Origin of the sequence: Azospirillum thiophilum (genome assembly GCF_001305595.1) — a bacterium.
In the GTDB taxonomy this organism is placed as follows: Bacteria; Pseudomonadota; Alphaproteobacteria; order Azospirillales; family Azospirillaceae; genus Azospirillum; species Azospirillum thiophilum.
Genome location: NZ_CP012402.1, coordinates 1,217,062 through 1,241,966, shown reverse-complemented (window position 1 = coordinate 1,241,966; position 24,905 = coordinate 1,217,062). Strand labels below are relative to the sequence as shown.

General features: G+C 68.7%; 24 protein-coding genes and 1 riboswitch. Of the genes, 8 read left to right on the top strand and 16 right to left on the bottom strand.

What is annotated here, in order from left to right:
- Positions 1–43 precede the first annotated feature (43 nt).
- Genes AL072_RS19045 through AL072_RS19035 form a run of 3 tightly spaced genes read right to left on the bottom strand, consistent with a single transcriptional unit; the run spans position 44 to position 3,926 of the window.
- Entirely contained in the window at positions 44–2,368 is a 2,325-nt protein-coding gene (locus tag AL072_RS19045) for a xanthine dehydrogenase family protein molybdopterin-binding subunit (protein WP_060721730.1), read from the bottom strand.
- Positions 2,365–3,393, bottom strand: a complete 1,029-nt coding sequence (locus tag AL072_RS19040) for an FAD binding domain-containing protein (protein WP_045582762.1) — start codon at positions 3,391–3,393, stop codon at positions 2,365–2,367. The genes AL072_RS19045 and AL072_RS19040 overlap by 4 nt, the downstream gene beginning before the upstream one ends.
- Positions 3,390–3,926, bottom strand: coding sequence for a 2Fe-2S iron-sulfur cluster-binding protein (locus tag AL072_RS19035; protein WP_082109062.1), 537 nt, complete (start codon positions 3,924–3,926; stop codon positions 3,390–3,392). The genes AL072_RS19040 and AL072_RS19035 overlap by 4 nt, the downstream gene beginning before the upstream one ends.
- Positions 3,927–3,950: 24 nt before the next feature.
- Between AL072_RS19035 and AL072_RS34955 the strand changes: the two genes are divergently transcribed.
- The gene (locus tag AL072_RS34955; RefSeq protein WP_158511081.1) at positions 3,951–4,124 is read left to right on the top strand and encodes a hypothetical protein; all 174 of its coding nucleotides are present in this window, start codon (positions 3,951–3,953) and stop codon (positions 4,122–4,124) included.
- 84 nt (positions 4,125–4,208) lie between these two features.
- On the opposite strand, the gene cydX is transcribed toward AL072_RS34955, so the two are convergent.
- The 7 genes from cydX to AL072_RS19000 form a co-directional block, all read right to left on the bottom strand.
- Positions 4,209–4,316 (bottom strand): cytochrome bd-I oxidase subunit CydX, encoded by a 108-nt coding sequence (gene cydX / locus AL072_RS19030; protein ID WP_052710056.1) that lies wholly within the window; start codon positions 4,314–4,316, stop codon positions 4,209–4,211.
- 29 nt (positions 4,317–4,345) lie between these two features.
- Entirely contained in the window at positions 4,346–5,497 is a 1,152-nt protein-coding gene (cydB, locus tag AL072_RS19025; RefSeq protein WP_045582763.1) for a cytochrome d ubiquinol oxidase subunit II, read from the bottom strand.
- A gap of 10 nt (positions 5,498–5,507) precedes the next feature.
- Entirely contained in the window at positions 5,508–7,070 is a 1,563-nt protein-coding gene (locus AL072_RS19020; protein ID WP_045582764.1) for a cytochrome ubiquinol oxidase subunit I, read from the bottom strand.
- A gap of 16 nt (positions 7,071–7,086) precedes the next feature.
- The gene (locus AL072_RS19015; RefSeq protein ID WP_045582765.1) at positions 7,087–7,320 is read right to left on the bottom strand and encodes a hypothetical protein; all 234 of its coding nucleotides are present in this window, start codon (positions 7,318–7,320) and stop codon (positions 7,087–7,089) included.
- A 73-nt stretch (positions 7,321–7,393) separates the two neighbouring features.
- On the bottom strand, positions 7,394–7,846 hold the full coding sequence (locus tag AL072_RS19010) for a DUF2946 family protein (RefSeq protein ID WP_045582766.1): 453 nt from the start codon (positions 7,844–7,846) through the stop codon (positions 7,394–7,396).
- Positions 7,847–8,277: 431 nt separating this feature from the next.
- Positions 8,278–8,700, bottom strand: coding sequence for a DUF2946 family protein (locus AL072_RS19005; protein ID WP_052710057.1), 423 nt, complete (start codon positions 8,698–8,700; stop codon positions 8,278–8,280).
- A 181-nt stretch (positions 8,701–8,881) separates the two neighbouring features.
- On the bottom strand, positions 8,882–9,562 hold the full coding sequence (locus AL072_RS19000; protein ID WP_045582768.1) for an energy-coupling factor ABC transporter permease: 681 nt from the start codon (positions 9,560–9,562) through the stop codon (positions 8,882–8,884).
- Positions 9,563–9,757: 195 nt separating this feature from the next.
- A riboswitch (cobalamin riboswitch) is annotated at positions 9,758–10,018 on the bottom strand.
- Between the two features lie 233 nt (positions 10,019–10,251).
- Between AL072_RS19000 and AL072_RS18995 the strand changes: the two genes are divergently transcribed.
- The 3 genes from AL072_RS18995 to AL072_RS18985 all read left to right on the top strand — a co-directional run bounded on the left by AL072_RS18995 (position 10,252) and on the right by AL072_RS18985 (position 13,484).
- Complete coding sequence (locus tag AL072_RS18995) at positions 10,252–10,677, top strand: DUF2946 family protein (RefSeq protein ID WP_052710058.1); 426 nt, start codon at positions 10,252–10,254, stop codon at positions 10,675–10,677.
- A 70-nt stretch (positions 10,678–10,747) separates the two neighbouring features.
- Positions 10,748–11,293, top strand: coding sequence for a DUF2244 domain-containing protein (locus AL072_RS18990; protein WP_045582770.1), 546 nt, complete (start codon positions 10,748–10,750; stop codon positions 11,291–11,293).
- Between the two features lie 118 nt (positions 11,294–11,411).
- Positions 11,412–13,484: a TonB-dependent receptor family protein gene (locus AL072_RS18985; protein WP_200909849.1), complete on the top strand. Its 2,073-nt coding sequence runs from the start codon at positions 11,412–11,414 to the stop codon at positions 13,482–13,484.
- Between the two features lie 78 nt (positions 13,485–13,562).
- On the opposite strand, the gene AL072_RS18980 is transcribed toward AL072_RS18985, so the two are convergent.
- The 6 genes from AL072_RS18980 to AL072_RS18955 all read right to left on the bottom strand — a co-directional run bounded on the left by AL072_RS18980 (position 13,563) and on the right by AL072_RS18955 (position 20,180).
- Positions 13,563–14,333: an amino acid ABC transporter ATP-binding protein gene (locus AL072_RS18980; RefSeq protein ID WP_045582772.1), complete on the bottom strand. Its 771-nt coding sequence runs from the start codon at positions 14,331–14,333 to the stop codon at positions 13,563–13,565.
- Positions 14,333–15,433, bottom strand: coding sequence for an amino acid ABC transporter permease (locus tag AL072_RS18975; RefSeq protein ID WP_082109064.1), 1,101 nt, complete (start codon positions 15,431–15,433; stop codon positions 14,333–14,335). Before AL072_RS18975 ends, AL072_RS18980 begins: the two co-directional genes overlap by 1 nt.
- A 38-nt stretch (positions 15,434–15,471) precedes the next feature.
- Positions 15,472–16,626, bottom strand: a complete 1,155-nt coding sequence (locus AL072_RS18970; protein ID WP_045582773.1) for an amino acid ABC transporter permease — start codon at positions 16,624–16,626, stop codon at positions 15,472–15,474.
- Positions 16,627–16,665: 39 nt separating this feature from the next.
- Entirely contained in the window at positions 16,666–17,721 is a 1,056-nt protein-coding gene (locus AL072_RS18965) for an amino acid ABC transporter substrate-binding protein (RefSeq protein ID WP_045582774.1), read from the bottom strand.
- A gap of 88 nt (positions 17,722–17,809) precedes the next feature.
- Positions 17,810–18,997 (bottom strand): trans-sulfuration enzyme family protein, encoded by a 1,188-nt coding sequence (locus tag AL072_RS18960; protein WP_045582775.1) that lies wholly within the window; start codon positions 18,995–18,997, stop codon positions 17,810–17,812.
- A 250-nt stretch (positions 18,998–19,247) separates the two neighbouring features.
- Entirely contained in the window at positions 19,248–20,180 is a 933-nt protein-coding gene (locus tag AL072_RS18955; RefSeq protein WP_045582776.1) for a LysR family transcriptional regulator, read from the bottom strand.
- A 336-nt stretch (positions 20,181–20,516) separates the two neighbouring features.
- On the opposite strand from AL072_RS18955, the gene AL072_RS18950 reads away from it, so the two are divergent.
- From AL072_RS18950 to AL072_RS18930, 4 genes are all read left to right on the top strand, one after another.
- Positions 20,517–21,290, top strand: a complete 774-nt coding sequence (locus AL072_RS18950; RefSeq protein WP_167543388.1) for an ABC transporter ATP-binding protein — start codon at positions 20,517–20,519, stop codon at positions 21,288–21,290.
- Complete coding sequence (locus AL072_RS35665; RefSeq protein WP_245636854.1) at positions 21,287–22,804, top strand: ABC transporter permease; 1,518 nt, start codon at positions 21,287–21,289, stop codon at positions 22,802–22,804. The genes AL072_RS18950 and AL072_RS35665 overlap by 4 nt, the downstream gene beginning before the upstream one ends.
- Positions 22,805–22,903: 99 nt before the next feature.
- Positions 22,904–23,926 (top strand): amidohydrolase family protein, encoded by a 1,023-nt coding sequence (locus AL072_RS18935; protein ID WP_045582777.1) that lies wholly within the window; start codon positions 22,904–22,906, stop codon positions 23,924–23,926.
- Positions 23,923–24,900 (top strand): ABC transporter substrate-binding protein, encoded by a 978-nt coding sequence (locus AL072_RS18930; protein WP_045582778.1) that lies wholly within the window; start codon positions 23,923–23,925, stop codon positions 24,898–24,900. The genes AL072_RS18935 and AL072_RS18930 overlap by 4 nt, the downstream gene beginning before the upstream one ends.
- Positions 24,901–24,905: the final 5 nt, after the last annotated feature.

Genomic DNA, 24,905 nt, shown 5'->3' with positions numbered 1-24,905 from the left:
CGAGTACCGACCGTGCTGCCCCGTTCGCGCCGGACGGCCGCCGTCACAGCAGCCTGTCGAGCGTGATGGGGAAGTCCCGTACCCGCCGGCCGGTGGCGTTGTGGATGGCGTTGGCGACGGCGGCGCCCGTTCCGGTGATGCCGATCTCGCCGATGCCGCGGGCTCCCATCGGTGTATGCGGGTCGGGAATGTCGGTCCAGATCACGTCGATGTCCGGCACGTCCAGATGCACGGGCAGATGATAGTCGGCGAGGGTCCGGTTCATGATCCGTCCCTTGCGCGCGTCGAACTGGGTTTCTTCCATCAGCGCCAGTCCCAACCCCATGATGATGCCGCCGCGGAACTGGCTCGCCGCCATCTTCGGGTTGACGATGCGGCCACAGTCGAAGGATCCCAGGAAGCGGTTGACCCGCGTCTCGCTGGTGACGGCGTTGACGCGCACCTCGCAGAACATCGCGCCGTGCGAATGCATGGACCAGTGCATCGTCTCCAGCGGCATCGGTGCGCTGCCCTCCGCCACCAGCTCCGTGCGCCCGGACCGCGCCAGGATCGAGGCGTAGCTCTCGAAGCGTCCGGGCTCGTCCAGCTTGCGCAGGCCGGCGTCGGTGCCTTCGACCTCGTCGGCGCCGAGACCGGCGAGGGGAGAATCGTTGCCGGCGAGCTTCAGCAATTCGCCGACCAGCTCCCGGTGCGCCATCATCACCGACAGGCCGGCCGAGGCCGTCTGCTGGGAGCCGCCGGCGAGGATGACGCCGGGCAGCGAGCTGTCGCCGTAGCGGACCGTTACCGCCTCCAGCGACAGGCCGAGCCGGTCGGCGGCGATCTGCGCCTGGGCGGTCGCCGTGCCCATGCCCATCTCGTGCGCGGCGACGTCGATGCGCACATGGCCGGCGGCGTCCAGCGTGATGCGCGCGGCGCCGCCCGGCATCCGGTGATAGGGATAGGTCGCGGTGGCGCAGCCCATGCCGATCAGCCATTCGCCCTCCCGCCGCGACCGCGGCACCGGGCTGCGCCGGTCCCAGCCGAAGCGCTCGGCCCCGGCCCGGTAGGCCGCCACGATGTTGCGCGACGAGAAGGGGCGTCCCGAAATCGGATCCTTGTCCGGCTCGTTGCGGATCCGCAGCTCGATGGGATCGACGCCGAGCCGTTCGGCCAGCTCGTCCATCGCGCATTCCAGCGCAACGGTGCCGACCGCCTCGCCGGGCGCGCGCATGAAGGTGTTGGCGACCATGTCGAGATGATAGGTCTGCACCTCCAGCGCGATGGCTTCGGCCGCATAGGCGCTCTGGGTCGGCAGGATGAAAGGTTCCGGCATCGGGCTGTGGCGGGTCTTCGGCGTCACGCCGCGATGGATGATCGCCGTCAGCCGCCCGTCGGCATCGGCACCCAGCGCCACCCGCTGCTCGGTCGGGCTGCGGCCGCCGACGATGCGGTAGACGCCCTCCCGCGACAGGACGATGCGCACTGGCCGGCCGGACAGCCGCGCCGCCGCCGCGAGGATCTGGTGCTGCCACAGCCCCTTGCCGCCGAAGCCGCCGCCGACGAAGGGCGAGCTGACATGGATCTGGGCCTCCTCCAGGCCGAAGATCTGCGCCATCGACCAGGCGGTGTGCGCGACCGCCTGGGTGGCGTCATGGATGAACAGCTCGTCGCTGCGCCAGACCAGGGTCGCCGCATGCGGCTCCAGGGCATTGTGGTTGTGGCCCGGCGTGCGGTAGACCGCCTCGACCTTGTGGACGGCGGCGGCGAAGGCCGCGTCGGCGTCGCCGACCTTGACGCTCAGCGGCTCGCCCATGAAGGTCCCGACCTCGCATCCGTCGGACGAGGACAGGGTGGTCGCCGCCGGCTCCTCCTCGTAGGTGACCGTGATCAGCGAGCGGGCATGGTCGGCCTGCTCCTGCGTCCCGGCGAGCACCAGGGCGACCGGCTCGCCGTTCCAGCGCACCCGGTCGTCCTGCATCACCGGTGAGTCGTCGCCCGCCGCCGCCTTGTCCCCGCTCAGGAAGCGGGGCGGCGGGTTGAGACGCGGAGCGTTCCGGTGGGTCATCACCAGCACCACACCGGGTGCCGCCTCGGCCGCGGCGGTGTCGATCGCGGCGATGCGCCCCTTGGCGATGGTGCTGTGGGCGAGCGCCGCATAGACCATGCCGTCCAGCGCGATCTCCGCTGCGAAGGGCGCCGCGCCCCGCACCTTCAGCGGACCGTCGACGCGGCTGACCGGCTTGCCGATCTGGCCGTGCTGACGCCGGACCAGCGGGTCGGGCCGCCCGCCCGGCAGGAGGCTGCCGGGAACCAGCTCGACCGCCTTCTTGACCGCCGCCTGTGCGATGCCCCGGAGGGCGTCCTTGCCCTTGTCGGCGATGCTCATATCCTGTCCCCCGTCAACTTCTCTCCCGCCAGCTCGTTTCCCGCCAGTTCGGTGAGCATGGCGGCGATCAACCGCTGCGCCAGCTCGACCTTGAAGCCGTTGTCCCGCAGCGGTTCGGCCGCGGCGAGTTCGGCGGCTGCCGCCTCCCGGAAGGCGGCTGCCGTCGCCGGCCGGCCGCGCAACGCCTGCTCCGCGGTGAGGGCACGCCAGGGCTTGTGCGCGACGCCGCCGAGCGCCAGCCGCACATCCGTCACCGTCCCGTTCTCGACCGCCAGCACCGCCGCGACCGAGACCAGGGTGAAGGCGTAGCTCGACCGGTCGCGGACCTTCCGGTAGACCGAACGCGCGGCGAGCGGAAGCGCCCGCAGTTCCACCGCGGTGATCAGGTCGCCCGGTTGCAGCACCGTGTCCCGCTCGGGCTCGGTGCCGGGGAGCCGGTGCAGGTCGGCGAAGAGCAGGCGACGCTCTCCCCCGGCATTGCGCAGATGGACGGTCGCGTCGAGGGCGGCCAGCGCCACGCACATGTCCGAGGGATGGGTCGCGACGCAGGCCGGCGAGGCGCCGAGGATCGCATGCATGCGGTTGATGCCGTCGATTGCGTCGCAGCCCTGGCCCGGCTCCCGCTTGTTGCAGCGCGATCCGCCATGGTCGTAGAAATAGACGCAGCGCGTGCGTTGCAGGAGGTTGCCCGCCACCGTCGCCATGTTGCGGATCTGTGGCGAGGCGCCGGCGACGATGGCGCGCGACAGCATCGGATAGCGGCGGCGGACCAGCCCATGCTCGGCCAGGGCGGTGTTCCGCACGGCGCCGCCGATCAGCAGCCCGCCGCCGTCGGTCTCCGTGATCTCGTTCGACAGGCCGGTGACGTCCACCAGCGCTGTGGGGCGTTCGATCGTCTCGCGCATCAGGTCGACGAGGTTGGTGCCGCCGCCCAGATATTTGACGTCCGGATATGTGTCTCCGAGCGTGGCGAACCGGACCGCGTCGTCCGCGTCGGCCGCCCGGGCATAGCGGAAGGGGATCATTCGGCGGCCTCCGCACGAAGTGTTTCGGCGTAGGTTTCGGCGATTGCGTCAATGATGCCGTTGTGCGCGCCGCAGCGGCACAGGTTGCCGCTCATCCGCTCGCGCAGTTCGTCCCGACTGCACGGGATCGCAGCCGCCGCGAGGTCGGCGGTGACGTGGCTGGGCACCCCGCGCCGCAACTCCCCGATCATGCCGACGGCCGAGCAGATCTGGCCGGGTGTGCAATAACCGCACTGGAAGCCGTCATGCTCGATGAAGGCCCGTTGCAGAGGGTGCAGCGCGCCGCCCGTGCCCAGCCCTTCAGTCCCGAGCCCTTCGATGGTGGTGACCGACCGGCCCTCGTACTGCACCGCCAGCGCGAGGCAGGAGAGGATGCGCTCGCCGTCCACCAGCACCGTGCAGGCCCCGCAGGCCCCCTGGTCGCAGCCCTTCTTGGTGCCGGACAGCTGCAACCGTTCCCGGAGCAGGTCGAGCAGGGAAACGCGCGGATCGTCCGGCGGATCCACGTCGGTTCCATTCACAACGATACCCATCGGTTCCTCCTGGCCGGGCGCCACATGACGCGGGTCGACCTGCATAACAGGCGAACATGGATTTCGTGTCGGGGGCTGGATCCGGAATGCGGCCCGCTGTTCCTGCAGTTCGACCTGTCCCACGATGGCAGGCGGCCGGTGACGCCCGGCTCCTCTCCGGCTTTCGCCGAGGTCGCCGCCCTGGTCGCCAAGCCATGACCGGATGCTGGCTTCGGTCGCGCCGCCCGGCGTTCGAGGATCCGGAAAGGTCCGGCCACGAGGCGGATCTTTCCGGAAACGGCATCAGTCCACCGTGTCGGTGGCGGGCAGGTGATGCTCGTGCCAGACGGCGTTCAGGATGCCGCAGGCGCAGGCGAAGCCGACGCCGAGGACCCAGGTGAAATACCACATGTCGGGTGTTCTCCTCTGTAAAGGGTGGCTCAATAAAGGCTGGAGGGGTTGCGCTGGATGTCCGCCGGCCCGACCCGTCCGCGCAGGATGCGGAAGATGATGCTGGTGTAGACCAGGATCATCGGCAGGAAGATCAGCGTCGACACCAGCATCACCAGCAGCGTGCGGTGGCTGGACGACGCGTCCCATACCGTCAGGCTGACCGACGGGTCGAGGCTGGACGGCATCAGCATGGGGAACATGCTGACTCCGGCCGTGGCGACGATCCCGGCGATGCCGGTGGCGCTGGACACGAAGGCGGAGCCGGGCCGCTCCAGCCGCGTCGCCAGCCAGGCACCGGCCGGGCCGAGCACCCCCAGGACCGGCGCCGCGACCATCCAGGGATGGGCGGCATAGTTGGCGAGCCAGCCGCCCGGCCGCAGTTCGACCTGCTTGAACAGCGGGTTCGACGGTCCGTCGGTCACCACCTGTCCGACCAGGGCGTAGCCCGGAAGCCCCAGCGCCACCCACAGGCCGGCTGCCAGGAACAGGGCGATGGTGGCCGGAGCGCCGACGCCGATGAAGCCGGCCGCGCGCTCGCGCACCCGGCCCTCCGTCTTCAGCGCCAGATAGACGGCGCCATGGGTCGTCAGCATGGCGAGCGACACCAGCCCGGCCAGCAGGCCGAACGGGTTGAGCAGTTCCAGCAGCCCGCCGCCCTCGTAGAGGACGCGCAGGTCGCCGTCGATGCGGAAGGGAACGCCTTGCAGCAAATTGCCGAAGGCGACGCCGAACACCAGCGACGGCACGACCCCGCCCGCCACCAGCGCGGCGTCCCAGAAGCCGCGCCAGCGGGTGTCGGCGAATTTGTTGCGGAACTCGAACCCCACCGGGCGCAGGATCAGCGTGGCCAGCACCAGGAACAGCGCGATGTAGAAGCCGGAGAAGGCGGCGGCATAGATGGCCGGCCAGGCGGCGAAGATGGCCCCGGCGCCCAGGATCAACCAGACCTGGTTGCCGTCCCATACCGGCCCGATGCTGTTGATGGCGACCCGCCGCTCAAGGTCGGTGCGGGCGACCAGCGGCAGCAGGGCGGCGACTCCGAGGTCGAATCCGTCCATCACGGCGAAGCCGATCAGCAGGACGCCCAGGAACAGCCACCAGATCAGGCGGAGATGCTCGTAGTCGATCAGGGTTTCCATGGTCGGTTCCTCACGCGGCGGGGATGGGCTGTGCGGTGGCGGAGGATGGGGGACGCAGGGCGTCCGCCGGGCCGATACGGATGTATTTGCGCATCAGGATCACGTCGACCACCAGCAGCGACGAGTAGAACAGGACGAAGCCGGCCAGGGTGAACAGCACCTGCCCAGCCGACAGGGCGGAGGAGGCGAGGAAGGTCGGCAGAACCCCGTCGATGGCCCAGGGCTGCCGGCCATATTCGGCGACGACCCAGCCGAATTCCGCCGCCAGCCAGGGCAGGGGAAGCGACCACAGGCAAATCTTCAGGAACAGCGGATGGTCAAAGTCGCGGCGGCAGGAGCGCCAGAAGGCGACCGCGAACAGGCCGATGAAGAAGAAGCCCAGCGCCACCATCACGCGGAAGCTCCAGAACAGCGGGGGAACGGCCGGGATCACGTCCTGGGCCGCCCGCGCGATGGTGGCGTCGTCCGCCGTCCGCGGATCGGCCACATAGCGCTTCAGCAACAGGGCGTGTCCCAGATCGCCGGACCTTGCGGCCAGCGTGGCGCGGGCCTCGATGTCGCCGCGGTTGGCGCGCAGCCGCTCCAGCGCGTCATAGGCGACCAGCCCGTTGCGGATGCGGGCTTCCGCCCGCCTGACCAGATCGTCAATGCCGGGCAGTACGGTGTTGGCGGAGCGGGTGGCGATCAGCCCCAGCGCCCAGGGGACCGTCACCGCGGCGTGGTTCTCCCGCTTTTCCTGGTCGGGGATGGCGAACAGGGTGAAGCCGGCCGGGGCCGGTTCGGTCTCCCACATCGCCTCGATGGCGGCCAGCTTGACCTTCTGGTGCTCGCTGACCGTATAGCCGCTCTCGTCGCCCAGAACGGCGACCGACAAGGCGGCAGCCAGACCGAAAGCGGAGGCGACGATCATCGAACGGGTCGCGAAGGCCCGGTGCCGCCCGCGCAGCAGATACCAGGCGCTGACCGACAGCACGAAGACCGAGCCGGTGACATAGCCGGCGCTGACGGTGTGCACGAACTTGGCCTGGGCCACCGGGTTGAACAGCAGCTCCCAGAAGGAGGCCAGTTCCATCCGCATGGTGTCGGGGTTGAACACCGCGCCGACCGGATTCTGCATCCAGCCGTTGGCGATCAGGATCCATAGCGCCGACAGGTTGGAGCCGATGGCGACCAGCCAGGTCACCGTCAGGTGGCCGAGTTTCGACAGCCGGTTCCATCCGAAGAAGAACAGGCCGACGAAGCTCGATTCGAGGAAGAAGGCCATCAGCCCTTCGATCGCCAGCGGGGCGCCGAAGATGTCGCCGACATAATGGCTGTAATAGGCCCAGTTGGTGCCGAACTGGAATTCCATGGTGATGCCGGTGGCCACCCCCATGGCGAAGTTGATGCCGAACAGCTTGCCCCAGAACCGGGTCATGTCGCGCCAGATGGTGCGACCGGTCATCACATAGACGCTTTCCATGATGGCCAGCAGGAAGGACAGCCCCAGCGTCAGGGGCACGAACAGGAAATGGTAGAGCGCCGTCATGCCGAATTGCAGGCGTGACAGGCTCATCGGATCGAGATCGAACATAATGCGTCTTGAATCCTCAACGCGGCGGGGCCGAGGCGGTCAGGCGGCTGTCCATGGCGGACGCGTCGATGACCGGGCGGTGCGCACCGTCGAACAGGAACACCCGCATCGTCACCACCACGCACAGCTTGATCAACAAGGTGGCGGTGATGGCGCGGGCGAGCGGGGATGAAAGGGTCCATGACCGGGCCGGTGCACGGCGCGGCCCGACGGGCAATGGTGACGCCTTGCCCTGGTCTTGCGTGCTCATGTCGGGTCCTTTCGGACAAAAGGGGAGCGTTCGGCCGGCAAAGCCGGCACGTCGCGCAGGAACGGCGGTCATCTCAGAGCGGCAGGGGCGTCGGCGGGCCGCGCGGCCAGGCGCTGCCGGCGGGCCGGCCCGCCGGCAGGGTGGCCGGGGCGGCCGGTGTTTCGCAACGGACGGCGCGGGCACCCGGAACAGGAAGCTCCACGGGTGCCGGCATGTCGGTGCCGCCATGCAGGATCGGCAGGCAGAACAGGCAGAAGGCACCCGCGTGTTCGCCGTCATGTCCGTCGTCGGAGCGCCCGTCACCAGGCAGTCCGGCTGCGACGGGTTCGCCGGTCCGGCGGTCGATGACGACGAGGCCGGCGGCGGTACAGATGACGATGCGGTCGTCGAGCAGGCCTTCCGCGAACAGCGGGGTCCGGGCGGCGGGCGGCGGCAGCAGGGCGGCGGTCAGCGCTTGTCCGGTCAGCAGGGCCAGACAGCACAGCGCGCCGATGCGCAGGCGCAGGAAGTCCGGAAGGGCGGTCAATACCGCCCCCGACCGCACGCTGGCCGATAAGCCGGCCGACAAGCCGGCCGATAGTCCAGCCGGCCTCCGCCCATGCGGTGCGTATGGCCGGCGCGCGCGTCGGCGGCGCCCGGCAGGCTTGGGGGCAGGCAGAGGAACGGGGTGGATGCGCGAGGCATGGCGGACGGGCGTCGATGGAACGGGAGAAATGCGAGCGGGAAAGAAGCGGCCACGCCATCCTTTCCGTTTGTATTGAATCCGCGATCAGGCGGATCCCCGGCACGGAGGAGGCTTGGTTTGCTCGGACGGGCCGCAGGCGACCGCGGGAGAGATGCCGGGGTTTTCGATCCGTCGGGCACGGACTCCGGCCATGCGCACAATCATGGCGTTACGGGCCACGCGGCGGAGAGGCGTCGGTCAGGGTGCGGACGGGAAGGGAATGGAACGCCGGCTCAGCCAGCGGCCGGCGGTGCACGCGCCTGGAGGCTGGACAGGAACCAGCCGGCCGCGACGACATCGCCGGGCAGGGTGCGGGAATCGGCAAGCACCATGGCTTGGGCGGGGGTGGCCAGCGGCGGCTGGGGCGGAAGCCCGGCGCCGGCCATGATCGGGCAGAGCGGGCAATGCCCCTTCGCGGCGCCAGTCGAGCCGGAGCCGCCGTCATCCGGGACCGGCTGCCCGTCGGCATCGACGGTGATCGTCCTGATGCCGTCGACGGAGCAGATGGAGATCGTCTCCAATCCGCCGGAACCGCTATCCAATGCCATGGCCGGCATCGTCACGCTCCACACCATCATCTGGACGACAAACGCCAGAATTCCGGCCAGAAGGCCGGCGCTGCGGATGCGGTCGGTGAAGGTGCGAGGAAGGGTCAAGGTCCCGGTCGCTCGTCGGTTGTACCGCCGGAAGGAACAGGCGGCCAAATCATTGTGCGGGACTCATGGCATGGAACCGGAGCCCCGGCAAGACATTACTCCGCCCATGGACATCCATGGACATCGCGCGGCGCCGTCCGGCCGGGAACCCGTCCCCGGCAGGCCGGCGGGCGCGATCCGCTCAGGCGCCCTGATGGAGGCGTGCGTTGAACAGCGGGCCCTGGCTGTAGCGGTGCAGCGCCTTGGCGACGGCCAGAACGGCGAGGTCGGCCAGCGGCTCGATGATGATGACGCTCATATAGGCGGCGCCGAAGCTGGCGACCTCCGCGACATTCTCGGCGGTGAAGCCGTGGCCGTAGAAGGCCCAGAACGCCACCCAGGCGACGATGCCGCCCTGATAGGCGGTGGAGAGGGCCAGCGCCTGCGAGTATTTCAGTTCCACATAGGGGGTCGATGCCGGAACGATCCGCTTCGCCAGCAGGCCGATGCCCCACAGCGGAACCAGCAGGGTCGTGACGTTCATCCCATATTGCGGCAGGTCGAAGGGGGCGAAGAGCACGCCCTGGATCAGCAGGCCGGCGGCAAGGCCGATGGCCGTCGCCCCGGCACCGAACAGCAGCAGCAGGGTCGATCCGAGGATGAGATGCACCTCCGACACGCCGACCGGGTGATGCGGCAGGATCTCGAAGAAGGAGAAGACGAGGGCGGTGGCGATCAGGCTGCGCAGAGCCAGCGGCACGACGCCGCCGTCGTTGCGGATTCCATCCAGCGCCATTTTCCCGGCAAGGGCGAAGGCGCCGGCCGCCGTTGCGTAACTGAGGACGATCTTGGCGCCGTCGACGACGCCGGGTTCGATGTGCATGCTGTGTGCCCTTTCCAGATCAGCCATGGTCGAAAAGGGGCGCTGTCGCGGACCGGTGCCGGCATCGCATTCCCCCAATCGCAGGAGCGCTGTCCCTGGGCATGGGGCCGGACGGACGGCTTGCGGGGGTGCGGGCGGCCGGGAACTCCGGGAACCCATCGCATCGGCAAGCGGTCGCCGGGGCACCCCGCCCGAGGACGTTCGATCGGTCAGGCAGGTCTCCTGGCTTGCGGGTCCAGGCTGCTTCGTCGGGCCTTCCCGGCGCTGCCCGCGGCGAAGCGGGCAAACGCGCCAGTGACGCTGAAAGGACGAAGCGGCTCGCCGCTCACAGTTGCGGGGGCAGCGCCGGTCTTGCCTCCTTCCCCGGTCGGGGGGCGGCGCACCGGCTTCCCTCTTAGCCTTGCACGTCCGGGGATGCCCGCGGACGTGCAAGGAACCATAACCATCCTCACGGTAAGGTCAGGATGCGTCCGCCGTCAATAGGCTCCCCCGCGGCTGGCCGGACGGCCGGGGGCACGTCTTCCGGCCCTGTCCGGCCCTGTCCGGATCGGTGCCGGAACGGGTCATTGGTAGAAGAATGACCTCGTCTTGCGCGGGCGGCCCGGGCTATGGTGCGACGACGCCGTGCATCCGCGACAGTTTCGGGACACGGCAGGGCGGGTGGTCGGCGGATTGGTCGGCGGAGTGGAATGATCCTGGACCGGAACGGAAGGCGACGGGCGTGGCGGATCGGCGGTTTGGCCGGTGCGGTCGCGCTGCTGTTGCAGATCGTTTCCTGGGCCTGGATGCCCGCTGTGATCCAGGCAGCCAATGCCGCCGATACCAGCCGGATCGTGATCTGCGCGCCGGACGGCTTCAAGACGGTGCTGCTCGATGATCGCGGGATGCCGGTCGATCCGGACGCCGCGGACAGCGGCGCGCCCGAACACGCCATGTCCGGCGGTTCCTGCCCGTTGTGCCCCCTGATCGGCGGCTTGGCCATGCCGCCGCTCGCCGTGTTCGCGATGTCCGTCGATTTCGAACGGCATGGTCCCGAGCAACTGCCCGGCAGCCGCATCGCTGCCGGCTGGTTCCTGTCCACCCTCCAGGCGCGCGCACCGCCAGTCACCGGTTGATCGCCCCGCGGCGCAAGCGGGCTTCATGCTTGCCGCCGCCCTGCCATGATCGATCGACCGGAGTTTCCGCATGCCCGATCTCCTCTTCGGGGAGGCGGCCGGCACGACCGCGTTCGCCCCCGTCGTCCAGCCTCTTCCCGGGGCGACGACGGATGAACCGCTGTTCGATGCCGTCGCCACCCCGAACGACAGCGGCACCCGTCACGGCCGCGTCCTGTTCGCCGGTGTCCTCGCCGCCTATTTCGCCATCACCCTGTACGCCTGGCTGCGGCTCGGCGCCTGGCCGATGGCCGTCTATTCCCTGCTCGTCCTCGCCTTTGCCCTCTGGTCCGTGTACGCCGACGCCCGGCGCCGGCGGCAGGCCGAGCGCATCCGCATCTGGCCGGACCACACCCTTCTGGAGCGCATCGACGGCTCCGGACGGCGGTCGGCCAGCGAATGGCAGACCGCTTGGCTGCGGCTGGCGGTCGTTCCCGGCGGGGCCGGCGGCCCTGAACTGCGCCTGACCAGCCATGGCCGGTCGGAAACCGTCGGCACCTTCCTGACCGGGCCCGAGCGGCTCGATCTGGCGAAGGCGCTGGCCCGTCACATCGGCCGCGCGCCTGCAGCGCGCTGAGCCGCAACGTCATCTCCCTCCGCGTCATTCCCGGCGCGCTCCGCTTTCAAAGACCCGGCCCGCACCGGCACCGCATGGCGGAGCCGGCGGCGGCCCGGCCTGATCCAGGAAAGACCCGATGCCCAGCCACTCTCTGAGAACCATGACCCGCCCGGCCTTGCTGGCCGCGCTGATGGCAAGCGCGGCGTCGGTGGCGTTCGCCCAGGATGCCGCTCCTCCCACCCTGCTGCCGCCGGTCACCGTGACCGGCAATGCCGGCTCGTCGCTCACCGTGCCGGCGACGGACGAGGCGGCACAGCTGATCCGGCGCACGCCGGGCGGCGTCGAACTCGTGCCCGACACGGCTTTCAAGAACGGCGCCGCGAACACGATCAGGGACGTGCTCGGCTGGGTGCCGGGCGTCGTGACGCAGCCCAAATCGAACGTCGACAACCGGGTGTCGATCCGCGGCTCCGGCCTGACGCGCAACTACGGCAATCGCGGCGTCAATCTTTACATGGACGGCATCCCGATCAACACCTCCGACGGCCTGTTCGACGTCTTCGAGATCGATCCCAGCGCCTACCGCTATGTCGAGGTCTACAAGGGGGCCAACTCGCTGCGCTACGGCGGCAATGCGCTGGGCGGCGCGGTCAATTTCGTCACGCCGACCGGCCGCGACGCCTCCCGCTTCGACGGACGCTTCGATGTGGGGAGCTTCGGATATGTGAGGGGGCAGGCGAGCACGGGGGGAGCCTCCGGAGCGTTCGACTATTTCGCCAACATGTCCATGCAGCGCGAGGACGGCTATCGCGACCACAGCGACGGCCATATCGGGCGTGGCAGCGTCAACATGGGCTATCGCATCTCTCCGGACGCCGAAACGCGATTCTATGTGAACGCCAATTCCTGGCGCCAGCGCCTGCCCGGCGAACTGACCAAGAGCGCGGCGCTGGACACGCCGAAATCGGCGGATTCCGAGTTCGTGCGCCAGGACCAGCAGCGCAACATCGATTCGATCCGGATCGCCAACAAGACCACGCTGCGCTTCGACGGCACCGAGGTCGAGTTCGGCGTCTTCAACCACCGCCGCCATGTCGACCACCCGATCTACCGCTATCTCGACTATACCGTGAACGATTATGGCGGCTTCGTCGGCGCCACCGACGACCGGACAGTCGCCGGTTTCCGCAACCGGCTCTCCGTCGGGGCGAACGTGCTCAACGGCACGCTGGACTACGAGGAGTTCGCCAATGTCGGCAATGCCGTGAAAGGCGCGCTGGCCTTCTCGACGCGGGACAGGTCCGAAAACTATTCGGTCCATGCGGAGAACGCCTTCCACGTCCGGCCGGACGTCGCCCTGGTCGCCGGTGTCCAGTACCTGCACGCGGTCCGCGACCGGACCGACCGTTTCCTCGGTGACGGCGACCAGTCCGGCCGCCGGACCTACGACCTGTGGAGCCCCAAGGTCGGGGCGATGTGGGACGTCGACCCGAACTGGCAGCTGTTCGCCAACGTTTCGCGCAGCGCGGAGGTGCCGACCTTCGACTCGAACAGCTTCGCGTCTCCGGCGTCTTCCAACGTCAAGGCCCAGACCGCGACCACCTACGAGATCGGCACGCGGGGCCGCCGGACCGACGTCACCTGGGATCTCGCGCTCTACCGGTCGCAGATCCGCAACGAACTGCAATGCGTCACCACCTCGCCCTACAGCACCTGTTCGGTGCGGAATGCCGACAAGACCGTGCATCAGGGCGTCGAACTGGGCCTCGGGCTGGCCGTCCTCAAGGATCTCGCCGCCCGCGAGGACCGCACCTGGCTGAACCTCACCTACACCTACAACGACTTCTTCTTCGATGGAGCGTCCTATCACGGTAACAGCCTGCCCGGCGTCCCGCCGCATTCCATCCGCGCCGAACTGCTCTACAAGCACCCCAGCGGCTTCCATGCCGGGCCGAGCGTCGACTGGATGCCGAAATCCTTCTATGCCGACAATGCCAACACCCTTGCGGTCGATCCGTACGAGCTGCTGAACCTCAAAATCGGCTTCGACCAGGGGGCCGGCTGGTCGGGCTATCTCGAGGGACGGAACCTGCTGGACAAGCGCTACATCTCATCCACCATCACCGCCGAAACCGCGACGGCCGCATCGGCCCTGTTCAATCCGGGCTATGGCCGCGCTGTCTATGCCGGGCTGCGGCTGGTCTGGTAGGCAGGGCGGCTGCGAAGGCGGAGAGGTTTCCCCGGGAACGGGGCCTGTCCGCCTCCTCAACGCCCCCTCAATGCCCCTTCAATGAAGGATCTGGTGCAGGAAGGAGCGCGTCCGTTCGTGGCGGGGGGCATCGAAGAACGCGTCGGGAGCGGCGCATTCGACGATCCGGCCGCCGTCCATGAAGACCACGCGGTCGGCCACCCGGCGGGCGAAGCCCATCTCATGGGTCACCACGATCATGGTCATCCCGTCTTCGGCCAGGGACACCATGGTCTCCAGCACCTCCTTCACCATCTCCGGATCGAGCGCCGAGGTCGGCTCGTCGAACAGCATCACCCGCGGCTCCATGCACAGGGCGCGGGCGATGGCCACCCGCTGCTGCTGCCCGCCGGAGAGCTGGCCCGGGAATTTCGCCGCCTGCTCGGCGATGCGGACGCGCCGCAGCAGCTGCATCGCCCGGTCTTCGGCGTCCCGCCGCGATGTCCCGCGCGCCAGCATCTGCGGCAGGGCGCAGTTGTCGAGAATCGACAGATGGGGAAACAGGTTGAAGTGTTGGAACACCATGCCGACCTCGCGGCGGACGGCGTCGATGTTGCGCACGCTGTCGGTCAGCTCCACCCCATTGACGGCGATGCGGCCGGCCTGGTGCTCCTCCAGCCGGTTGATGCAGCGGATCAGCGTCGATTTGCCGGACCCCGACGGGCCGCAGACGACGATGCGCTCGCCCGCGGCCACCGTCAGGCTGACCTGGTCGAGGACCTGGAAGGTGCCGTACCATTTGTCGACCGCTTCGATCTGGATGGCGGGCAGGATGACGGGGCTTGCGGCGGCGGTTGCGGGTGCGGTCATCAGCGGTTGTCCTTTTCCTGGACGCGGCCTTCCAGCCAGCGGGCGTAGAGCGAGATGGCGAAGCAGATGAGGAAATAGACGGCCCCGACGAACAGGTAGCCTTCCGCGTAGGGAGCCGGCCAGACCGGGTCGGAGGCGGCGGTGCGCCCGGCGCTCAGCATGTCGAACACGCCGACGATCAGCACCAGGCTGGTGTTCTTGACCATGACGATGGCGGTGTTGGTCAGCGGCGGGATGACCTTCTGGATCGCCTGGGGCAGCACGACGTGCCACACCGACTTCCACACCGGGATGCCCAGCGCGCGCGCCGCCTCCATCTGCCCGCCGGGGACGCCCTGCAGGCCGCCGCGGATCACCTCCGCCAGATAGGCGGCGGCGAAGATGGTGAGCGCGGCCAGGGTGCGGCCCAGCTTGTCGACCGTCCAGCCCGCCGGCAGCAGCAGCGGCATCATGATCGAGGAGATGAACAGCAGCCCGACCAGCGGCATGCCGCGGATGATCTCGATCACCAGCACCGACAGGAAACGCGGGACCGGTATCCTGGACCGGCGGCCGAGCGCCAGTGTGACGGCGACCGGAAAGCCCAGCCCCAGCGACAGGATCGCCAGCAGCAGCGTGACCGGCAGGCCGCCCCAGTTGGCGGTGGAGACGAAGGGCAGGCCGGCGAAACCGCCCCACATCAGCGCCAGCATGGCGCCGACCGTCACGCCCCATGCCATCAGCAGGCGGCGCCCCCAGAGCCTTGGCGGCAACGATACCAGCACCATGGCAAGCACCAGCCCGATCACGGTCAGCGGGCGCCATTGTTCGTCCGCGGGATAGACACCGAACAGGATGAAGCGGATCTTGGCGGCGACGAAGGCCCAGCAGGCACCGCCGCCGCCGCAGCGGCCGGGATCGGCCGTGCTCCACACGGCGTCCAGCACGCCCCAGCGCAGCGCCGGCAGCAGCGACAGCAGCAGGGCGGCGGTCAGCACGGTCAGCCCCGCCGCGATCAGGTCGCCGAACAGGACCTGCAGGATGGGGGTGCGGCGGCGCGGCGGCGGTCCGCCGGACGGCGCGGCTGGAGCGGCGGCGGGAACGTCTGTGGTCATGGTCATGGTCGGGAACTTTCCCATCGGCAGGCTCATCGCTCGGCTCATCGCGTGGCCAGGGCGGTTCTGGCGTTGCACCAGTTCATCAGCAGCGAGACCGTGCTGCCGATCGTCAGATAGACGGCGAGAAGGATGGCGATGCTTTCCAGTGCCTGGCCGGTCTGGTTGATGACGGTGCCGATCACCAGCCCCAGCTCCGGAAAGCCGACGGCGAGTGCCAGGGTGGAGTTCTTGACCGTCGAGAGATACTGCGTGGTCAGCGGCGGGATGATGACCCGCAGCGCCTGCGGCATGACGATCCGCATGAGCGTTTGCCGCTCGCTGAGGCCGAGCGCCCGCCCGGCCTCCCACTGGCCGCGGCCGACGGCGTCGATGCCGCCGCGGATGATCTCGCCGATGAAGGCGGCGGTGTAGAGCACGAGTCCGACCATCAGCGCCGCGAATTCCGGCGACAGCCGCATCCCGCCGGTGAAGTTGAAGCCGCGCAGTTCGGGCAGGCTCGCCCTGGCGCCGATGCCGGTCGCCCAGGCGAGGAGCAGGGCAGCGATCACCGCCCCGGCCACGGGCAGGATGCGGACCATCCCGCCTTGCCGGTCTTGCGGGCTCCGCCGGCGCAGCTGGCGCGCCAGCTGCGCCGCGGCGATCAGAATGGCCGTGGTCCCGGCCGCGAAGCCCCAGCCGTTGCCGCTCCACTCGATGCCCGGCAGATAGAGGCCGCGCTGGGAAAGATAGACGGAGGGCAGGGGGTGCAGCGCGTTGCGCGGCGCCGGCAGCGCCGTGGTGGCGAGCGCGTACCAGAACAGCAGTTGCACGATCAGCGGCGTGTTGCGGACCACCGTGACGAAGACGCCTGCCGCTCCGGACAGCATCGGGTGTGCCGACCGCCGGGCAAGCCCGACGAACAGCCCGAGCAGGGTGGCGAACAGGATCGCCAGGACCGAGATCATCAGGGTGTTGCCGACGCCCACGACATAGGCCCAGGCGAAGCTGTCGGTCGGGCTGTAGGGGATCACGCTTTCCGAAATCGGGAAGTTGGCCGGCCGAGTGAGGAAGTCGAAACCGACGCGGATGCTGCGGACGGCCAGATTTTCGACCGTGTTGCCGGCGAGCCAGACCAGCGTCCCGACGAAGAGAAGGAGAAGAAGTGCCTGACCGGCCCAGGCCCGGAGGCGCGGGCTGTCCCAGAGGGCGGCGAGCATGGGCCGATCTCCCGGATGCTGTGCGGATGCGGGGTGGGCTTACTGGAAGGCGAGCGGGAACATCAGCCCGCCGTCGCGGAACAGGCGGTTGTAGCCGCGATCGATCTTCAGCGGGCTGCCCGCGCCGAGGTTGCGGTCGAAGATCTCGCCATAATTCCCGAGCTGCTTGACGATGTTGTAGGCGAACTTGTCGTCCAGCCCGATCGCCGTGCCGTTGCCGGGCTCGACGCCCAGGAAGCGGCGGACGCGGGGATCGCCGGAGGTCAGCGTCTGGTCGATGTTGGCTTGGGTGATGCCGAACATCTCCGCCGCCGTCAGCGCCTGGAACGACCAGGTGACGATGTCCATCCACTGGTCGTCGCCGTGCCGCACCGCCGGGGTCAGCGCGTCCATGTAGGGTGTGGCCGGGAAGATGACGTAGTCGGCCGGATTCTTCGCCTGGGTGGCGCGGATGGAGGCCAATGCCGCCGCATCGGTGATCAGCGCGTCGCAGCGGCCGGAGAAGAAGGCCTGGCGCAGCGCCGACACGCTGTCGAAGACCACGGTAGTCAGTTGGAGCTGATGCTCGCGCGACACGTCGTTCACCACGACCTCGGTGGTCGAGCCGGTCTGCACGCACACCGACGCGCCCTTCATGTCCTGAACCTTGGTGACGCCGAGGCTCTTCGGCATCAGGAAGCCGGTGAACTCGTAATAGTTGGGGGTGGTGAAGTTGATGCCGTTGCCGTCGCGCTGGATCGTCCAGGTGAGGGTGCGGGGCAGGATGTCGATCTCGCCGCTCTGCAGGGCCGGGATGCGCTGCTGGCCGCTGAGCGGCACGAATTCGGCCTTGTCCTTGTCGTTGAAGATTGCGACCGCCACGGCGCGGCAGGTCTCGACGTCAAGCCCGCGCCAATAGCCCTTGTCGTCCGGCGCGCTGAAGCCGATGGTGCCGGAACTGGCGGCGCAGATCACCTTGCCGCGCGCCTTCACGGCGTCCAGCGTGGTGCCGGCCAGGGCCGGAAACGTGGCCGCCGAGCCGATCGCCAGCAGTGCGGCGGTCGTCGCGGCGGTGAGGGCGGCGGCACGCCGCCAGCCGGAAGCTGTTGTGGTCATGTGGAAAACCCCTGTTCGTCGCCTTGCTTGTTGTCCGCCTGCCGTTGTCGGCAGTGCGTGTGCGTGTGCGTGTGTGGGCCCGCCGCCGTCAGGCGGCGTGCGCCTTGGCCGTCCGTGCGGCGATGTCGTCGAGGAAGGCGGTGAGGTCGTCCTGCAGGTCGGACGGATCCTCCAGCCCGACGCTGATGCGCAAAATCAGATCCTCGCCGTGCCATGGGCGGGCGGTCCGGTTGCGCCGGACCGGCATCGGGGCCATCAGGCTGCGGGTCCCGCCCCAGGAGGCGCCGATGGCGAAGGTGCGCAGCACGTCGAGGGCCGGCGAGACGTGGGGCGTCGCTGCCGGCGTGAACACCACGCTGAAGACGCCGCTGGCTCCCAGGAAGTCACGCTTCCACACCGCATGGCCGGGAGAGCCGGCGAGCGCCGGATACAGCACCTCCTCGACCATCGGGTGGCCGGCCAGCCGCTCGACCAGGGCCATCGCCCCGTCTGACGCCTGCCGCATCCGCACGCCCAGCGTTTCCATCCCCCGCAGCACCAGCGAGGCGTCGTCGGGCGATACGCCGATTCCATAGCGGCCGAGAGCACTGCGGATCGGCGTGATCAGCGCCTCGTCCCGCACGGTGAGGGATCCCATCAGCAGGTCGGAATGGCCGCCGACATATTTCGTCAGCGCTTCGGTCACCAGATCGGCGCCATGGTCGAGCGGCTTGAAGTTCAGCGGGGTGGCCCAGGTGTTGTCGCAGCCGACCAGGGCGCCATGGCGGTGCGCCACCGCCGCGATGGCGGGCAGGTCCTGGACTTCCATCGTCGTGGAGCCGGGGGATTCGCACCACACGATCCGGGTGCGTCCATCGATCCGCCGCTCCAGGTCGGCGACGGAGGTCGGATCGTAATAGTCGACCTCGACGCCGAACCTGGCCAGATCGCGGTTGGCGAAGTCGCGCACCGGCGGATAGGAGGTGTCGGCGATCAGGATCCTGTCGCCCGCCTGCAGGAAGGGCAGCACGGCGAAACTGTTGGCGGCCTGGCCCGAAGGCAAAAGAAATGTCCAGGCACCGTTTTCAAGCGCCGTCAGCTTTGCTTCGAGCGTCCTGGTGGTGGGCGTGCCGTAGAGGCCGTAGGTATAGCCGGTGTGTCCGCGTTCGCCGCGTGTCGCGTAACCTTCGGCATTGGCGAACACGATCGTCGATCCACGATGGACGGGCACGCTGAGGCTGTTGAATCCTTCGGTGGCGACCGAAGGATTCACCACGCATTGGGTGAGATCTTTCATGGGAGGCGTCCTTTGACTGACGGCCCCGATTTGACGCCACCAGCCCTATTTCGTCCAATATCGATTTCCGGGCAGTCTATTCCTGTAAGTTATAGAAGCGTCGTCATGACCCTGCGGCGGGTCGAGGTGTTCCATGCGGTCATCGAGGCCCCTTCGGGAAACGGGGCATGGCCCGCAATCGGTCGCCGTGCTCCGGCAGCGCGCTCACGCCCGGCCTGCGATGCGGCTTCCTGCCGGGCGGGATGAGGCGTCAGGCCGGTGCCATGGCGACGGTGAAGTTGCGATCCTCGTGCCTCAATTCGTCAAGCAGACCGTCGATGATGTGCAACGCCTGGGCCGTGGCGGCGTTCGGTTCGCTTGCGGTCGGGCGGATGAGGAACAGCGTGCGTGTCAGCGCCGGTTCGCTGATCGGCCGGATGACCAGGACGCCGGCCTGGAGGTCTTCCGCGACAGCACTGTGCGGCAGGATCGCACAGGCCAGTCCGCGCCGGACCATGTCCTTGATGGCCTGCATGGATTCCAGCGAGAAGGCGACATTCGGCACCAGCCCGCGCGCGGTCATCGTGTCGGTGATCAGCCGCCGGACCAGATCGCCCTCGTTGGGCATCGCCAGTTCGGCATCGGCGATGCCCGCCAGCGTCACCGGCCCCGCCCCGTCGAAGCGCGAGCCCGGATGGGTGATCAGGCACAACGCCTCGTTCAGCCGTGGCTCGCTGTGCAGCATGCGGCTGTGCGGCACCGTGTAGGCCAGTGCGAGATCCAGCTTGCCCGACGAGACATGGCCGATCAGCGCATGGCTCAACTCCTCGAACAGCTTCAGCTCGACCCCCGGCAGGGCGCTGCGCAGCCGCTCCATCAGCCGGCCGGCCAGCAGCCCCGACAGGCTGGGGGTCAGTCCCACCGCCAGCGTCCTTGGAACCTGCCCGGCACCCTCGCGCAGCGACCGTTTCAAATCCTGCAGGCGCCGGACGATCAGCCTCGCCTCCTCCAGGAAGAGGAGGCCCGCCGGAGTGGGATGGGTTCCGGTGACGGTGCGGACCAGCAGCGTGACCCCGAATTCCCGTTCCAGCGCCTTGATCTGCACCCCCAGCGCCGGCTGGGCGATGTTCAGCGCCAGCGCCGCCTTGCTGATGCTGCCCAGTTCGCAGACCAGGATGAAGCTCTCCAACTGGCGGCTGCGCATCGGTGGTGTCCATCCTTCCGGCGGTTCGCGGCGCCTGCGCGCGGTCCGAAGCGTCGCATCGGAAAAGGGGGAGGGCAAACAATTTTTATATGGGGGTGGTCCAAAGCTGTCCTGGACAGGACCGGCAGGCTGCATTTGTATGCTTACAAAACAAACAGAAACAAGGCGGAACGCCGAACGCCAGTCACCGGGAGGGAGACACAACCCATGCGTGGCCTATCGTCAGAACGAACGCCGGTCCCCGATGAGCCGGCAGGCGCACCCCATCCGGCGCAACCGATTCCCCTAGGTCGCACCCCGGGGGCCAACGGTTCGGCGGCTGGAAGCCATGCCGTGATGACCGGCGTCACCCGCATCTTCGGGTCAGTCGTCCATGCGCTGGGGCCGGTCGATCTGGACCTGCGGCGGGGAGAGTTCTTTTCCATCGTCGGGCCGTCCGGCTGCGGCAAATCCACCCTGCTCGACGTGCTGGCCGGGCTGAGCGCGCCGACCGACGGCACCATCACCTTCGAGGGCAAGCGCGTGCGCGGCACGGTTCCCGATGGTGTCGGCGTGGTGTTCCAGGAGGATGCGTCCTTTCCCTGGCTGACGGTGCGCGACAACATCGGCTTCGGCCTGCGGCGAGCCGGCTTTCGCGGCGCCGAGGCGGACGACCGCGTGCGCCATGCCATCGATTTCATGGGGTTGAACGATTTCGCCGACGCCTATCCCAACCAGCTGTCCGGCGGCATGCGCCAGCGCGTCTGCATCGCCCGCACGCTGGTGATGCGCCCGCGCCTGGTGCTGCTCGACGAGCCGTTCGGCGCGCTCGACCAGCAGACGCGCCTGCTGATGGGGGATGAACTGCTGCGGCTGTGGCGGGCGAGCGGGGCGACCGTCCTGCTGATCACCCATGCGCTGGACGAGGCGGCGATGCTGTCCGACCGCATCGGCGTGATGTCGTCCCGCCCGGGCCGTTTCATCGAGATCGTCGAGACCGGTTGGCCGCGCGACCGCACCAGCGCCATCGCCGCCGAGCCTGCCTTCGGCGCCGTCACCACGCGCCTGTGGAACACGCTGCGGGAGGAATCGCTGAAGGCGATGGCCAGCCAGCGGAGGATCGCCGGATGACGCGGGCCGGCATCCAGCGCCTTCTGATCACCGCCTCGGCCGTCCTGACGCTGGAGGCGGCCTGCCGCCTGGGCCATATCGGGCGCGGCACCATGGTCCCGCCGTCGGAGATGCTGACCGAACTGGTCCGGCTGATGGGGACCGACGGCTTCTGGTCCCAGATCGGCTTCACCCTGCGCAACATCCTCGCCGCCGCCGTCGCCGCGATGGTGGCGGGCTTTGCGGGCGGCGTCGCGCTCCATGCCCTGCCGCGGGTCCGCCGGGCGGTCGAGCCGTTGATCGCCAGCTACTACGCCCTGCCGTTCTTCGTGCTGTACCCGCTGTTCATCGTGCTGCTCGGCATGAACGCCTTGCCGATCATCGCCATGGGCTTTCTCTATGCGGTGATGGCGATGGTCACGGCGACGCTGTCCGGGCTGGACCGCATTCCGCCGGTGCTGCGCAAGGTCGGCCGCACCTATCGCCTCGGCCGGCTCCAGGACGCGTTGCTGATCCAGCTTCCGGCGGCCGGGCCGCACATCTTCACCGGCGTCAAGCTGGCGCTGAGCTATTCGGTGACCGGCGTCATCGGGGCGGAGTTCATCCTGGCCGGCAGCGGGCTCGGCTACTCCATCGCCTTCGCGTACAACAATCTCCAGGACCGGACGATGTACGCGCTGCTGCTGTTCGTGGTGGTCTTCGTGTCCAGCCTGACCGTCCTGCTGCATTGGGCGGAACAGCGGGTGCGCCACCGCTCCGGCGCCGGCCGCGTCGGTGCCGCCCGCGACATTGCCGGAACGGGGGAGAAGCTGGTGGCGGCCGCCGTCATCGTCCTGCTGATCCTCGGCGGCTGGCAGCTGTTCCACGGCATGGCGGGGGACGAGGCGCTTGCCTCGCCGCTCGTCACCCTGAACAGGCTGGTCGTCCTGTTCGGCAACCCGTCCTTCTGGGAGAATGTGGCGGAGACGGCCAAGGCGCTGGGCCTGTCGCTGCTGATCTCCTGCATCGGCGGCGGGCTGGCGGGCGTGCTGATCGGCGCGAACCGGTCGCTGTCGGACGTGCTGGAGCCGCTGTTCGTCACCCTCTACGCCATCCCCAAGGTCACGCTCTATCCGCTGATCCTGCTGCTGTTCGGGCTGGGCATGCCGGCGAAGGTGGCCTTCGGCACGCTGCACGGCTTCATTCCGATGATGCTGGTCACCATGGGCGCCATCCGCGCCATGAACCCGGTGCTGCGGCGCTCGGCCCGTGCCATGCGGCTGTCGCGGATGCAGACCCTGACTGCGATCCTGGTGCCGGCGACGGTTCCCGAAATCGTGACCGGCCTGCGCATCAGCTTCTCCATCACCCTTCTCGGCGTGATGGTCGGCGAGATGTTCGCGTCCAAGCGCGGACTGGGCTTCATGATCATGAACGGCATCAGCGTCAACGACACCGCGACGATGATGAGCGTCACCGTGCTGATCGGCCTGTTCGCCCTGGCGGTCAACAGTGCGCTGCTGGCGCTGGACAACCGGATGCACCGGGCCTCCTGACCCGCCCGGCCATCCGTTCGGCCATTCTTCGGCCTTCATCCGGCACTTCCGTCCACCTTCTTCCCGGCCGACGGCCCGTCCGGCGGAAAGGACCCTGCCATGCCCATCGAAACCGCCAAGCTGATCGACGTCCACGCCCATGTCCGGCTGGAGGCGACCAACGGCGCCGCCGGCGTCCATGGACCTGAGCATGGCGTCGACGAGAATGGCCAGCCCTGGTACCGCGTCGGCAACTACCGGCTGAGCGGCGTGCGCCACCTCAACAGTCCCTTCACTGATCCCGAGCTGCGGCTTCGCCGCATGGACCGGGCCGGCATCGATTTCCAGGTGCTGTCGGCCAGCCCGCTGAACTATTTCCACCACATCGACGTGCCCTCGGCCGTCTCCTTCTGCCGCCGTCACAACGACGCTCTGGCGGAACTGGTCGGGCGCCATCCCGACAGGCTGGGCGGGCTGGCCGCCCTGCCGATGCAGGATCCCTGCGCCGCGACGGAGGAGCTTGAGCGGTCCGTCACCGAGCTGGGCCTGTGGGGGGCGGCGACCGGCACCGAATTCGCGGGCGAGCCGCTGCACAGCCCGGAGTTCGACAGGCTTTACGACGCGTTCGTGAGGCTGGACGTGCCGCTGTTCCTGCATCCGGCGCCCGCCGGCATCGACGGGCCGCCCGGCGACCCGGCGCTGAAGCGCTTCGACCTCGACGTCATCATCGGATTCGCCGCGCAGGAAACCATCGCCGTCGCCACCCTGATCTTCGGCGGTGTGCTGGAGCGGCACCCCAAGCTGGACGTCTGGATCAGCCATGGCGGCGGTGCCGCCGTCTTCACCGCCGGACGGCTGGCGCAGGCCGGCATGAAGCGCCCCTGGGCCAGCCAGTCGATGAAGAAGGATGGCGCCTTCGAGGAGATGCTGTCGCGCCTGTGGTTCGACACGCATCTGAACGACGACCGCGCGCTGGCTCTGCTGACCCGGGTGGTGGGGCCGGACCGGCTGGTCTTCGGCACCAACTTCGCTGGCTGGGACCAGCCGGAGGACGGACACCACGGCGCCGTGTCGCCGGCCCTGGCCGGCAACGCCCGCCGCCTGCTGAGAAAAGACAAAGCCCATAAAGGAGGAACGCCATGACCATCACCCGTTTCCTGACCCGTGCGCTGGCGGCGGTGCCGCTGATCGGCGGCCTGCTGGCAGCGCCGCAGGCCCATGCGCTGGAGATCATGGCGTCCCATTACGGCGCCCTGCTGAACACCGCCCCGATCGCCGTGGCGCTGGAGCGGGGCGACTACAAGAAGAACGGCGTCGACGTCACCGACGTCATGAGTTCGGTCGGCGGTGGCACCGGCATCCGCAACATGGTGGGCGGCGGCCTCGGCTACGGCATCGTCAGCACATCCACCGCGCTGGCCGGCATCAGGCAGGGGATGGACATCCGCATCGTCCACACCGCGATCCGCCGGGTGGACGACCTGCTGTGGGTGACGCGGCCGGACAGCGGCGTTTCCTCGGTCAAGGATCTGGTGGGCCGGAAGGTCGGCATCACCGCACCGAAATCGTCGAGTGAGCTGATGGTCGTCATGGCCTTCGAGGCGGCGGGCTTCCCCGGCAAGGCCGACATCGTGGCGCTGGGATCCGTCGGCTCCGGACTGTCGGCGCTGGAGCAGGGCGGGGTGGACGCGGCGCTGATCCTGGAGCCTCTCTACAGCGCCCGCAAGGACCGCTATAAGGTCGCCTTCTCGCTGGAGAACCTGCCGTCGATGACGCCGACCGTCGGCGTCGCCACCGGCGATTTCATGCGCAAGAGCCCGGACCAGCTGCGCGGGCTGCTCGCCGCCTGGCGCTCGGCGGTGAACTTCATCTACGAGAATCCGGAGGAGGCCGCGAAGATGGTCGCCAAGCGTTACGGCGACACGCTGCCGGTGGAGGTCGCCACCACCTCGATGAAGCGCATGGCCGCGATCAAGTACTGGAGCCAGGGCGACTTCGACATGGACGGGCTGAACATCTGGGTCAAGGGCATGGAGCGCATGGGCGAATGGTCCGGCCCGGTGGATTGGTCGAAGGTGCTGGACAACTCCTTCCTCGCCGCCGACCTGCGCAAGTGACGGGG